This is a genomic window from Streptomyces pseudogriseolus, from assembly GCA_002154585.1.
GTDB classification, from domain to species: Bacteria; Actinomycetota; Actinomycetes; order Streptomycetales; family Streptomycetaceae; genus Streptomyces; species Streptomyces pseudogriseolus.
The window spans coordinates 1-11,888 of sequence record MUNG01000320.1 but is presented as its reverse complement, the minus strand read 5'-3'; the positions used below and the strand labels follow the sequence as shown (position 1 = coordinate 11,888).

9 protein-coding genes and 1 pseudogene are annotated in these 11,888 nt (G+C 71.5%); 3 read left to right on the top strand and 7 right to left on the bottom strand.

The genetic code is table 11. The annotated features are described in order from the left end of the window. Positions 1-276: pseudogene (locus tag CCN29_RS25475) on the top strand (SAM-dependent methyltransferase); the annotation flags it as partial. Between the two features lies 1 nt (position 277). On the opposite strand, the gene CCN29_RS25470 reads toward CCN29_RS25475, so the two are convergent. Both CCN29_RS25470 and CCN29_RS25465 read right to left on the bottom strand, forming a co-directional pair. After that, positions 278-1,591 carry an MFS transporter gene (locus CCN29_RS25470; protein ID WP_031018056.1) on the bottom strand — a complete coding sequence of 438 codons (1,314 nt, stop codon included), beginning with the start codon at positions 1,589-1,591 and terminating at the stop codon, positions 278-280. Then, positions 1,588-2,238, bottom strand: coding sequence for a GntR family transcriptional regulator (locus tag CCN29_RS25465; protein ID WP_006134918.1), 651 nt, complete (start codon positions 2,236-2,238; stop codon positions 1,588-1,590). The genes CCN29_RS25470 and CCN29_RS25465 overlap by 4 nt, the downstream gene beginning before the upstream one ends. A gap of 203 nt (positions 2,239-2,441) precedes the next feature. Here CCN29_RS25465 and CCN29_RS25460 point away from each other — a divergent pair, with 203 nt between their 5' ends. Next, positions 2,442-3,344, top strand: coding sequence for a D-alanyl-D-alanine carboxypeptidase family protein (locus tag CCN29_RS25460; protein ID WP_086684705.1), 903 nt, complete (start codon positions 2,442-2,444; stop codon positions 3,342-3,344). A 127-nt stretch (positions 3,345-3,471) separates the two neighbouring features. On the opposite strand, the gene CCN29_RS25455 is transcribed toward CCN29_RS25460, so the two are convergent. The 4 genes from CCN29_RS25455 to CCN29_RS25440 form a co-directional block, all read right to left on the bottom strand. After that, positions 3,472-4,914, bottom strand: coding sequence for a dihydrolipoamide acetyltransferase family protein (locus tag CCN29_RS25455; protein WP_086684708.1), 1,443 nt, complete (start codon positions 4,912-4,914; stop codon positions 3,472-3,474). A gap of 19 nt (positions 4,915-4,933) precedes the next feature. Continuing rightward, the gene (locus CCN29_RS25450) at positions 4,934-5,911 is read right to left on the bottom strand and encodes an alpha-ketoacid dehydrogenase subunit beta (protein WP_048457151.1); all 978 of its coding nucleotides are present in this window, start codon (positions 5,909-5,911) and stop codon (positions 4,934-4,936) included. 1 nt (position 5,912) lies between these two features. Further along, a complete protein-coding gene (pdhA, locus tag CCN29_RS25445) occupies positions 5,913-7,118 on the bottom strand; it encodes a pyruvate dehydrogenase (acetyl-transferring) E1 component subunit alpha (protein ID WP_086684702.1) in 1,206 nt (401 codons plus the stop codon). Between the two features lie 396 nt (positions 7,119-7,514). Beyond that, entirely contained in the window at positions 7,515-9,158 is a 1,644-nt protein-coding gene (locus CCN29_RS25440) for a protein kinase domain-containing protein (RefSeq protein ID WP_086684699.1), read from the bottom strand. 369 nt (positions 9,159-9,527) lie between these two features. Here CCN29_RS25440 and CCN29_RS25435 point away from each other — a divergent pair, with 369 nt between their 5' ends. After that, a complete protein-coding gene (locus CCN29_RS25435) occupies positions 9,528-11,174 on the top strand; it encodes a protein kinase domain-containing protein (RefSeq protein ID WP_006134912.1) in 1,647 nt (548 codons plus the stop codon). Between the two features lie 95 nt (positions 11,175-11,269). Here CCN29_RS25435 and CCN29_RS25430 read toward each other — a convergent pair whose 3' ends face one another. Continuing rightward, complete coding sequence (locus CCN29_RS25430; RefSeq protein ID WP_006134911.1) at positions 11,270-11,803, bottom strand: bacterial proteasome activator family protein; 534 nt, start codon at positions 11,801-11,803, stop codon at positions 11,270-11,272. Between the last annotated feature and the right edge of the window lie 85 nt (positions 11,804-11,888).

The following is an 11,888-nucleotide window of genomic DNA, read 5'->3' as shown; positions in this document are numbered from 1 at the left end:
GGCGCGCGCGCCACCGACCACTACGACCTGGGCACCCTCCTGGACCTCACGGTGGAGGCCGGATTCCGCCCGGAGTGGACGGAGACGGCGGACGCCGGGGAGTGGGAGGAGTTCGAGTCGGCGTACCAGGCGGACACCGAGGTGTGGCTGGCCGAGCACCCGGACCATCCCCGGGCGGCCGAGACGCGGGAGCGTCTCGACCGGCACCGCGCCCAGTGGATGAGCTACCGCGGCATCCTCGGGCTCGCCTACCTCACGCTGGTTCCCGCGCGGTGACTCAGGCGGGGACGTGCACCGTCTCCACCCTGCTGGCGACCAGCCGTTCCCGCTCCCGGCGTGCGGCCTCGCCGCGGAGGCGCAGGATCTGCGTGAGACCCAGGGCCTGGAGGACGAACACCGCCGAGAACGCGACCGTGTAGTCGTCGCCCGTGGCGTCCAGCAGGACCCCGATCGCGAAGAGCGTCGTCATGGAGGCGACGAACCCGCCCATGTTGGTGATGCCGGAGGCCGTGCCCTGCCGTTCGGGCGGGTTGGCGGGCCGGGCGAAGTCGAAGCCGATCATCGACGCCGGACCGCACGCCCCCAGCACCGCGCACAGCACGACCAGCAGCCACATCGGCGCCCTGTCCCCCGGCCAGGCCAGCGTCACGGCCCACAGCAGGGCCGTCGCGCCGACCGTGCCGAGCGCCAGCGGCAGCCGGGCCGCGTGATGCCGGGCCACCACCTGGCCGTAGACGAGGCCGACGGCCATGTTGGCGAGCACCACCAGGGTGAGCAGCTCGCCGGCCACCGCGCGGGACAGCCCCTGCGCCTCCACCAGGAACGGCATGCCCCACAGCAGCAGGAACACCATCGCCGGGAACTGCGTCGTGAAGTGCACCCACAGCCCCAGCCGGGTCCCCGGCTCGCGCCAGGACGCGGCGATCTGCCGGCGGACGTACGCGGCGCCCTGATGGGACACCGGCCGGGGCTCGTGGCCCTCGGGGTGGTCCTCCAGGAACAGCAGGACCAGGACGAGGACCACGACACCCGCGAGCGAACTGCCCGCGAACGCCGCCGTCCAGCCGACGCCGTGCAGCAGCCTGGCCAGCACCAGCGTGGAGACGAGGTTGCCGGCCATGCCGATCAGTCCGGCCATCTGCCCGACCAGCGGCCCGCGCCGCGCCGGGAACCAGCGTGTGCCGAGCCGCAGCACGCTGATGAAGGTCATCGCGTCGCCGCAGCCGAGCAGCGCGCGTGCGGCGAGCGCCATGCCGTACGACGGGGAGAGGGCGAAGCCGAGCTGTCCGAGGGTGAACAGCACCGCGCCCAGGCTCAGCACCTTCTTGGTGCCGAGCCGGTCCACCAGCAGGCCGACGGGTATCTGCATGCCCGCGTAGACCAGCAGCTGGAGGATGGAGAACGTGGACAGCGCGGACGCGCCCACGTCGAACCGGTCGGCCGCGTCGAGACCGGCCACGCCCAGGGACGTGCGGAAGATGACGGCGACGAAGTAGACGGAGACGCCGATCCCCCAGACGGCGAGCGCGCGCCGTCCCCCGGGGGGATCGCCGGGCAGCGTGCCGGCGCCGCGCGTGGTGGCGCCGCTCATCGCACCTCTCCCCGGGCCAGGTGGGAGAACCAGCCGACGTGCCGGTGGACGGCGTCCACGGCCGCGTCCGCGTCGCCCGAGCGCAGCGCCCGCAGGATCTCCTCGTGCTCGGTGAGGGTCTTGTTGACGCGGTCGGGATGGGAGTGCATCACGGCCTGCCCCATGCGCAGCTGACGGTCGCGCAGCTGGTCGTAGAGGCGGGAGAGGATCTCGTTGCCGCCGCTGCGGACGATCTCCGCGTGGAAGCACCGGTCGGTGACGGAGGCCGCGGCGAAGTCGCCGGCGGCCGCCTCCTCCTTCTGGCGCGCGAGCAGCTCCTCCAGGCGCGCGAGCAGACCCGGGGGCGCGGGCACGGCCTTGCGCGCCGCGTGCTCCTCCACGAGCAGCCGCGTCTCCACGACGTCGGCGATCTCCTGCGCGGAGACCGGCAGCACGAGTGCGCCCTTCTTCGGGTAGAGCTTGATCAGCCCTTCCGCCTCCAGCCGCAGCAGGGCCTCGCGCACGGGCGTGCGGGACACCCCCACGGCCTCCGCCAGCTCGCCCTCCGTGAGCAGCGTCCCGCCCTCGTACGTGCGCTCCAGCACGCCCTGCTTGACGTGGGCGTAGACGCGATCGGCGGCGGGGGGACGTTTCACGGCGGCGGACACACTCATGCGGACAGCATAGATACAACACGTACGCATGGAGGGGCGCGTCCACGATGCGGAACGGCGCGTGCCGGGAAAATGCGCCCTTCTCCCGTACAACCATCTCTTCGGCGCAGGCGTCAGACACGTGCGGCCATGTCCGCGCGACCGTCCCTCAACCAGGCCGGGCAGAACGGCCATTCAGGTAAATCGGGGTATCTGACTTGAATATCGACATTCAGGGCATTCGCTTCCGCAGAGCCGCCGGCGTCGTCGTCACCACCGGCGCCGTGCTGGCCTCCGGAGCCCTCTACGCGGCGCCGGCGCAGGCCGCCGCCCCCGTTCCGTCCGTCGTCGCCAAGGGCGGCTTCGTGATCAACAACGCGAACGGCGGGACGCTCTACACGAAGCTCGGGGACACCCGTCGCGCCACCGGCTCCACCACCAAGATCATGACCGCGAAGGTCGTGCTCGCCCAGAAGAACCTGAACCTGAACTCCACGGTGACGATCCAGAAGGCCTACAGCGACTACATCGTGTCGAAGAACGCCTCGTCCGCGCGGCTGATCGTCGGCGACAAGGTCACCGTCCGCCAGCTGCTGTACGGGCTGATGCTGCCGTCCGGCTGCGACGCCGCGTACGCGCTGGCCGACAAGTTCGGCACCGGCTCCACCCGCTCGGCCCGCGTGAAGTCCTTCATCGGCAAGATGAACGCCGACGCGAAGAAGCTGGGGCTGAAGAACACCCACTTCGACTCGTTCGACGGCATCGGCAACGGCAGCAACTGGTCCACGCCGCGCGACCTGACGAAGATCGCGAGCAGCGCGATGAAGAACGCCACCTTCCGCGCGATCGTGAAGACGAAGAAGTACACGGCGAAGACGAAGACGAAGACGGGCGGCACCCGCACGATGGCGCCGTGGGTCAACACCAACACCCTGCTGAACAGCTACAGCGGCACCATCGGCGTGAAGACCGGCTCGGGCCCCACGGCCAAGTACTGCCTGGTCTTCGCCGCGACGCGGAACGGCAAGACGGTCGTCGGCACCGTCCTCGCCTCCTCCTCCGCCGCCCAGCGCGAGAAGGACGCGAAGGCGCTGATGAACTACGCGTTCAGCAAGATCTGACCTGACGGGATCCCCCGGGATGACGGGATCCCGGGGACGCGCGGAGGGGCGCCGCACACCCGGTGTGCGGCGCCCCTCCTGGCGTTCTGTCGTGCCTCGTGCCTCGTGCCCTCGTGCCTGCCGGCCGTCAGGCCCAGGTGATCAGCCGCTTCGGCTGTTCCAGGACCGCCGCCACGTCGGCGAGGACCTTGGAGCCGAGCTCGCCGTCGACCAGGCGGTGGTCGAAGGACAGCGCCAGGGTGGTGACCTGACGCGGCTTGACCTTGCCCTTGTGGACCCACGGCTGGAGCTTGATCGCGCCGACCGCGAGGATCGCGGACTCGCCCGGGTTGAGGATGGGCGTGCCCGTGTCGACGCCGAAGACGCCGACGTTGGTGATCGTGACCGTGCCGCCCTGCATGGCGGACGGGGAGGTCCTGCCCTCCCGGGCCGTGGACACCAGTTCACCCAGGGACGCGGCCAGTTCGGGCAGCGTCTTGGCGTGGGCGTCCTTGATGTTCGGCACGATCAGGCCGCGCGGGGTGGCCGCCGCGATGCCCAGGTTCACGTAGTGCTTGACCACGATCTCCTGCGCCGCCTCGTCCCAGGAGGCGTTGATGTCGGGGTTCCGCCGGATCGCGACCAGCAGCGCCTTGGCGATCAGCAGCAGGGGGTTCACGCGCAGGCCCGCGAACTCCTTGTCCTGCTTCAGCTCCTCGACCAGCTTCATCGTCCGGGTCACGTCGACCGTCACGAACTCCGTGACGTGCGGCGCGGTGAACGCCGAGCCGACCATCGCCGCCGCCGTGGCCTTGCGGACGCCCTTGACCGGGATGCGCGTCTCGCGCACGGAGTCGTACGCCGCCGGGGCCGCCGAGGGGGCGGGGGCGGCCGGCGCGGCGGGCTGGGCCGCGGGAGCCGCCTGCTGCGGGGCCTGGGCCGCGGCGACGGCCGCGTGGACGTCGTCGCGGGTGATGACGCCGTCCGGGCCGGTCGGGGTGACCGTCGCCAGGTCGACGCCCAGGTCCTTGGCCAGCTTGCGCACCGGCGGCTTCGCCAGCGGACGCTGAGCCGGAGCCGCGGGGGCAGCCGGAGCCACCGGGGCGGCGGGGGAAGCCGGAGCCGCCCCGTGGCCGTTCAGCTCGGCCTGGACCGCGGAGGCGGCCTGCCGGGCCACCGGGTCCTGCGCCTGCTTGCGCGGGCGCCGGCGGGTGGAGGACGTGGCGACGCCGTAGCCGACCAGCACCGGCTGACGGGCCGCGGGCTGCTCGGCGGGCTTCTCCGGCTCCGCGGCGGGGACGGCGGCCGCGGGGGCCTCCGTCTGCGCCGGGGCCGCTCCGCCCGCCACCTCCACCGCGATGATGGAGGTGCCCACGTCGACCGTGGTGCCCTCGGGGAAGTGCAGGGCACGGACCACGCCGTCGTAGGGGATGGGCAGCTCGACGGCGGCCTTCGCCGTCTCCACCTCGCAGACCACCTGGCCGTCGGTGACGGTGTCACCGGGCTGGACGTACCACTTGAGGATCTCGGCCTCGGTGAGGCCCTCGCCCACGTCCGGCATCTTGAACTCGCGTACGGACGCGTTCGTCATCGTCGTCACGACCCTCTCCTCAGTACGCCAGCGAGCGGTCGACGGCATCGAGCACCCGGTCCAGGTCCGGGAGGTAGGACTCCTCCAGACGGGCCGGCGGGTACGGGGCGTGGTAGCCGCCCACCCGGAGCACCGGGGCCTCCAGGTGGTAGAAGCAGCGCTCCGTGATCCGGGCGGCGATCTCCGCGCCGGAGCCGAAGAACACCGGCGCCTCGTGGACGACGACCAGACGGCGGGTCTTCTCCACCGACGCCTGGACGGCGTCGAAGTCGATCGGGGAGACCGAGCGCAGGTCGAGGACCTCCAGGCTGCGGCCCTCCTCGGCGGCCGCGTCCGCGACCTCCTGACAGAGCTTCACCATCGGGCCGTACGCGGCGAGGGTCAGGTCCGTCCCCTCGCGCACCACGCGCGCCTTGTGCAGCGGGCCGGGGATCGCCTCGGTGTCGACCTCGCCCTTGTCCCAGTAGCGGCGCTTCGGCTCGAAGAAGATCACCGGGTCGTCGCTCTGGACGGCCTGCTGCATCATCCAGTACGCGTCGGACGCGTTCGACGGCGACACGATCTTCAGACCGGCGACGTGGGCGAACAGCGCCTCGGGCGACTCGGAGTGGTGCTCCACCGCACCGATGCCGCCGCCGTAGGGGATGCGCACCACGACGGGCATCTTGACCTTGCCCAGCGCGCGGGCGTGCATCTTCGCGAGCTGCGTGACGATCTGGTCGTACGCGGGGAAGACGAAGCCGTCGAACTGGATCTCCACCACCGGGCGGTAGCCCCGCAGGGCCAGACCGATCGCCGTGCCGACGATGCCCGACTCGGCGAGCGGGGTGTCGATGACGCGGCTCTCGCCGAAGTCCTTCTGCAGGCCGTCCGTCACCCGGAACACGCCGCCCAGCTTGCCCACGTCCTCGCCCATGACGACGACCTTCGGGTCCGCGTCCAGGGCGCGCCGCAGCGACTCGTTGATCGCCTTGGCCAGAGCCATCTTCTCAGCCATGTCACTTACCCCCGTCTTCGTCCGCGAACGAGTCCTGGTAGGCGGCGAACTGCGCCCGCTCCTCGTCCACCAGCGCATGACCGTCCGCGTACACGTTCTCGAAGATGGCGAAGTGGTCCGGGTCCGGCATGGCACGGACCGCTTCGCGCACCCGTTTGCCCAACGCCTCGGACTCGGTCTCCAGTTCCGCGAAGAATCCCTCGTCCGCGTGGTTTGCGGCCTCGAGGTAGCGGCGCAGGCGCAGGATCGGGTCCTTGGCCTCCCAGGCCAGACGCTCCTCGTCGCCGCGGTAGCGGGTCGGGTCGTCGGAGGTGGTGTGCGCGCCCATGCGGTACGTGAACGCCTCGACCAGCGTGGGCCCCTCGCCGGCGCGGGCCCGCTCCAGGGCCCACTTGGTGACGGCCAGGTTCGCCAGGACGTCGTTGCCGTCCACGCGCACGCCCGGGAAGCCGAAGCCCTGCGCGCGCTGGTACAGCGGCACGCGGGACTGCTTCTCGGTCGGCTCGGAGATCGCCCACTGGTTGTTCTGGCAGAAGAACACCACGGGCGCGTTGTAGACCGCGGAGAAGGTGAAGGCCTCGGCCACGTCGCCCTGGCTGGAGGCGCCGTCGCCGAAGTACGCGATGACCGCGCTGTCGGCGCCGTCCTTGGTGATCCCCATCGCGTAACCCGTGGCGTGCAGCGTCTGGGAGCCGATGACGATCGTGTACAGGTGGAAGTTGTTGCCGTTCGGGTCCCAGCCGCCGTTGTTGACGCCGCGGAACATGCCGAGCAGGTTCGTCGGGTCCACCCCGCGGCACCAGGCGACGCCGTGCTCACGGTAGGTGGGGAAGACGTAGTCGTCGTCGCGCAGCGCCCGGCCGGAGCCGATCTGCGCCGCCTCCTGCCCGAGCAGCGAGGCCCACAGGCCCAGCTCGCCCTGGCGCTGGAGCGCGGTGGCCTCGGCGTCGAAGCGACGGGTGAGCACCATGTCGCGGTACAGACCCCGCAGGTCCTCGGCCGTGATGTCGGCGACGTACGTGTCGAACTCGGCGTTCTTGACGCGCTTGCCCTCGGGCGTCAGCAGCTGGACGAGGGCGGGCTCGGCGCTCTTGTCCGCGCCGGCGGCCTTCTTGGTGGTGCTGGTGGTGCGCTTGGTGCCGGTGGTGCCGGCCTTGTTTCCGGCGCTGCGTCGCGGTGTGCGCGCGGCAGTGCTCTCCACGGTCACGTGTGCTCCTCCGTCGGTCCGGCCCCCGGGGTTGCCGGTAGGCCAGTGCGGCTCACCTGTTTCGACCACCGGGCACGGGGTGGGTGCCACTCGGCCGGGAACAGGCGTGACAGGTGCCCCGGCGAGCGCCCTGCACAACGCACGTTACCCAGTGCTCCACATTTCTGTGAAACCCCCTCTGACCTGCGATTTTGCTTGGATATCCAAGTAAATCGGGGTAGGCCCGGAAGGCGCGCTGGTCACAGCCTTGCAGGAGGCCGGAGCAACGGCACGTTATCCCGGCCGAGCCGGGCACGGGAAGAGCAGACTTCCCCGGCGGCACGGGGTGCCGCCGGGGACGTCACGGGGTGCCCTCGGCGAGGGCGAATCGTTCGGGGCGGGGGACGGTGACGCCGGTCAGCCGCCCGAGCCGCCGGGCACTCCGGCGTTGGCCCCGCCCGCGTCGGCGCCGCCGGCGCCCGCACCGCCGGGACCGGTGCCGCCGGTCTCGGTGCCCCCGGTCTCGGTGCCGCCGTTCTCCGTGCCGCCGTCCTCGGTGCCGCCGTTCTCCGTGCCGCCGTCGTCGGTGCCGCCCGTCTGGGTGGGCTGCGTCGCCGTCGGCTCCTGAGTCGGCTCCTCCGTATCGGGCTGGGTCGGGGTGTACGACGGCTCGTAACTGGGGGTGTAATCGCCGTTGCCGCCGGAGCCGGAGCCGGAGCCCGGGTCGGTGTCGGGACCGGTGGTCTCCTCGGTCTCCTGGTCGGTCGGCGACTCGCTCGCCGGCTCGTCCTTCGTGCTCTGCGAGACGGACGGCGAGGTGTCGGTCTTGCCGCCCTCGCCCCCGCCCCCGCCGTTGTTGAGCGCGAGGGCGACGCCTGCCGCGACCGCGATCACCGCGAGCACCGCGAGGATCCACAGCTTGCCGCGTCCGCTGCCCTTGTTGCCGTGGCCCTCGAAGCCGCCGTCGTCCCCGCCGCCGTACCCGCCCGGCAGGATCGGCTGCGGGATGGCCGTGGTGCCGGAGTGCTCCGGGTGCGGCATGGCCGCGGTGCCGGCGTAACCGGCCGCGGGCGTGCGCGGACCCTCGTGCATGTCGACCGGGCCGGTGTTCCAGGTGCCGGTGTGCCCGCCCTGCTCGTAGAGCATCTGGAGCGCGTACTGGACCAGGCCGCGCATCTCCTCGGCCGTCTGGAACCGGTCGTCCGGGTCCTTGGCGAGGGAGCGCATCACCATCCCGTCCAGCTCCGGCGGGCAGGCGTCCGACGCCTCGGAGGGAGGCGTGGGGATGTCCTGGACGTGCTGGTACACCACCGACAGCGGCGTCTCGCCGGTGAACGGCGGGCGCAGCGCCAGCAGTTCGTACATCAGACAGCCGGTGGCGTACAGGTCGGAGCGGTGGTCGACGGCCTTGCCGAGCGCCTGCTCCGGGGAGAGGTACTGCGGGGTGCCCATGACCATGCCGGTCTGCGTCATCGTCGTGGACGCGCCGTGCATGGCGCGGGCGATGCCGAAGTCCATCACCTTCACGGCGCCGTTGTTGGTGATGATGACGTTGGCCGGCTTGATGTCGCGGTGCACGATGTTGTGCTGGTGCGAGTAGGCCAGGGCCTCCAGGACGCCCGAGACGATGATCAGCGCCTGCTCCGGGCCCGGCGCCTCCGCGTTCATCAGCAGGTCGCGGATGGTGCGGCCCTCGACCAGCTCCATCACGATGTACGGCACGGACTGGCCGCCGACGACGTCCTCGCCCGAGTCGTAGACGGCGACGATCGCGTGATGGTTGAGACCGGCCACCGACTGCGCCTCGCGCGTGAAGCGGGCCTTGGACACCGGGTCCTCGGCCAGGTCGGCGCGCAGCAGTTTGACGGCGACCGTGCGGCCGAGACGTACGTCCTCGGCGGCGAACACCTCGGCCATGCCGCCCCGGCCGAGCCGGTGCGTGAGCCGGTACCGGCCGTCGCCGACCAGCCCGCCGTTGCCCCAGTTGTCCGGCGCGTCCGACATGCCGCCGCCAGTCGCCTCGGGGTCGGACGGGCCCTGAGCGCGCTGCTGCTGTGCCATCAGTCCTCGCCGTCGTTTCTGCCCGCGGTGCGCGCGGTGTTGTCACGGTCTCCGTCGGCCACGCTACAGCCTTTGCCGGGGCCTCCGGTCCGGGTCGGGCTGCCGGATCGGGCACACGACGGGACCGGTCATCAAACCCGCAGTCCGTACCGTCGTGCAAATTCCGTGTACCGGCCGTACGACCGCTGTAACGCTTCCGCGACGCTTCTTTCGCGTACGGTCACGGAACGGGCACCGCGCTTGACGTGTCGGTGCCCTGGGGCAGACTTGGCCGGGAATAGCACTTTCGATCTACGACAACGACAAGTCACGACGACAAGTCACCGACGGCGGCGCCGGACGCCGGAGAGGCTACGGGGGACGCGGAACATGAGCCAGGACGGCGCACAGGGCCGGCACACGGGGCGGGCGCTCGCGGGCGGACGCTACCAACTGCGGGACCTGCTCGGCCAGGGTGGCATGGCGTCGGTGCATCTCGCCTACGACACGGTGCTGGACCGTCAGGTCGCCATCAAGACGTTGCACACGGAACTCGGCCGGGAGCAGGCCTTCCGTGAGCGCTTCCGCCGCGAGGCCCAGTCCGTGGCGAAGCTCACGCACACCAACATCGTCTCGGTGTTCGACACCGGCGAGGACGACGTCGACGGGATGACCACGCCGTACATCGTCATGGAGTACGTCGAGGGCCGCCCGCTCGGCTCCGTGCTCGACGAGGACGTACGGCAGCACGGCGCGATGCCCGCCGACAAGGCGCTGAAGATCACCGCCGACGTGCTGGCGGCGCTGGAGATCAGCCACGAGATGGGGCTGGTCCACCGCGACATCAAGCCGGGCAACGTGATGATGACCAAGCGCGGTGTGGTCAAGGTCATGGACTTCGGCATCGCCCGCGCCATGCAGTCCGGCGTCACGTCGATGACGCAGACCGGCATGGTCGTCGGCACCCCGCAGTACCTCTCCCCGGAGCAGGCGCTCGGCCGGGGTGTGGACGCCCGCTCCGACCTGTACTCGGTCGGCATCATGCTGTTCCAGCTGGTCACCGGCAGGCTGCCGTTCGACGCGGACTCGCCGCTCGCCATCGCCTACGCGCACGTGCAGGAGGAGCCGCCGGTCGCCTCCTCCATCAACCGCTCGCTGCCGCCGGCCGTGGACGCGCTGATCACCCGCGCCCTGAAGAAGAACCCGAACGAGCGTTTCCCCAGCGCGGAGTCCATGCGCGGGGAGTGCCTGCGGGTCGCGCAGTCCTTCCAGGCGGCCCCGCCGAGCATCGTGCCGGGCGCGCAGGCGCAGAGCGGCGCGGGCGTCGGCTCCGCGGTGTTCCCGCCGGTCGACCAGTCCGGGCCGACGCCCGCCGCCCACGTCCAGACGCCGTACCAGCCGACGCCGACGCCGAACCCGTACGGCACCCCGGCACCGGCCCCCGCCACGCCCGCCCCGTCGTACGGCTACCCGCAGCAGGGCGGCTACGCGACGCCCACGCCGTCGCCGTACGCCCAGCAGGGCCCGTCGACGCCCCCGCCGTACGCGATCTCACCGCAGGGCTCCGGCGGCGGCCAGAAGCGCGGCCGGAACACCCCGGTGATCGTCGCCTCCGTGATCGTCGCCGTGCTGGCGGTCGGCGGTCTGGTCACCGCGCTGGCGCTGAACAACGACAGCGGCAAGGACCCGGAGGCCGGGGGCGGCACCGCGTCCGCCTCGGTGAAGCCGGAGGGCTACCGCGGCCCGGACACGTCCAAGACGATCGACCCGGAGGAGTGCGAGGAGCCGCAGGAGTCGTACAACGACCCCGAGCTGATCCGGCTCCCCGACTTCAAGTTCAAGCACATCTCCTCGGTGAAGGCGTGCTTCCAGGCCGCCGGCTGGGGCGGCAGCCTCAAGGTCGTCACGGTGGACGAGAACACCTACGGCGAGGGCTCGGTCCGCGAGCAGTTCCCGCCGGCCGGCACGGACGTCGACCCGGAGGACATGCCGCAGATCACCCTCAAGGTCTCGACGGGCAACCCGCCGACGAGCTGAGGGCTACGGAGGGCTACTGAGGGCTCCGGTCGGACGAGAAACGCGCACAGGGAAGGGGCCCGGCACGGACGCCGGGCCCCTTCCGTGCGTTGTTGTTACAGGTAGGGGCCGCCCGAGCGACCGCCCGCCTGGGAGTCGTCGAGGCCCTCGGCGGCGCCGGGCGGCAGGGCGCGGCGCATCTGCTCCAGCTGGGCCCGCGCCGCCATCTGCTGCGCGAAGAGCGTCGTCTGAATCCCGTGGAACAGCCCCTCCAGCCAGCCCACCAGCTGGGCCTGCGCGATGCGCAGCTCCGCGTCACTGGGGGTGGCCTCGTCGGTGAAGGGCAGGGAGAGCCGCTCCAGCTCCTCGACCAGCTCCGGCGCCAGGCCGTCCTCGAGCTCCTTCACCGAGCTGGCGTGAATCTCCTTGAGGCGGTTGCGGCTGGCCTCGTCGAGAGGAGCGGCCCGCACCTCCTCCAGCAGCTGCTTGATCATGCTGCCGATCCGCATGACCTTCGCCGGCTGCTCCACCTGCTCCGTCAACGGGGTCTCACGGGAGTCCTCGTCGCCGCCACTGAGCGCCATACCGTCCTGGCCGACGACCAGAATCTGCGGATTCTCCGGCGACCGTTCGTTCCTCGGCATCTCCATCCCCCCATTGTCGCGCACGCCACGTTCACGCCTGGGCGCGGGCCCGAAAGCGGGGGCGGGGGCGACCTTGGGGTCGCCCCCGGGG

Bases quoted from the DNA above. Each gene is read 5' to 3' on its own strand.
- CCN29_RS25440 (WP_086684699.1), bottom strand. From the start codon at position 9,158: ATGGCACAGCAGCAGCGCGCTCAGGGCCCGTCCGACCCCGAGGCGACT.
- CCN29_RS25450 (WP_048457151.1), bottom strand. From the start codon at position 5,911: ATGGCTGAGAAGATGGCTCTGGCCAAGGCGATCAACGAGTCGCTGCGG.
- CCN29_RS25470 (WP_031018056.1), bottom strand. From the start codon at position 1,591: ATGAGCGGCGCCACCACGCGCGGCGCCGGCACGCTGCCCGGCGATCCC.
- CCN29_RS25455 (WP_086684708.1), bottom strand. From the start codon at position 4,914: ATGACGAACGCGTCCGTACGCGAGTTCAAGATGCCGGACGTGGGCGAG.
- CCN29_RS25430 (WP_006134911.1), bottom strand. From the start codon at position 11,803: ATGGAGATGCCGAGGAACGAACGGTCGCCGGAGAATCCGCAGATTCTG.
- CCN29_RS25435 (WP_006134912.1), top strand. From the start codon at position 9,528: ATGAGCCAGGACGGCGCACAGGGCCGGCACACGGGGCGGGCGCTCGCG.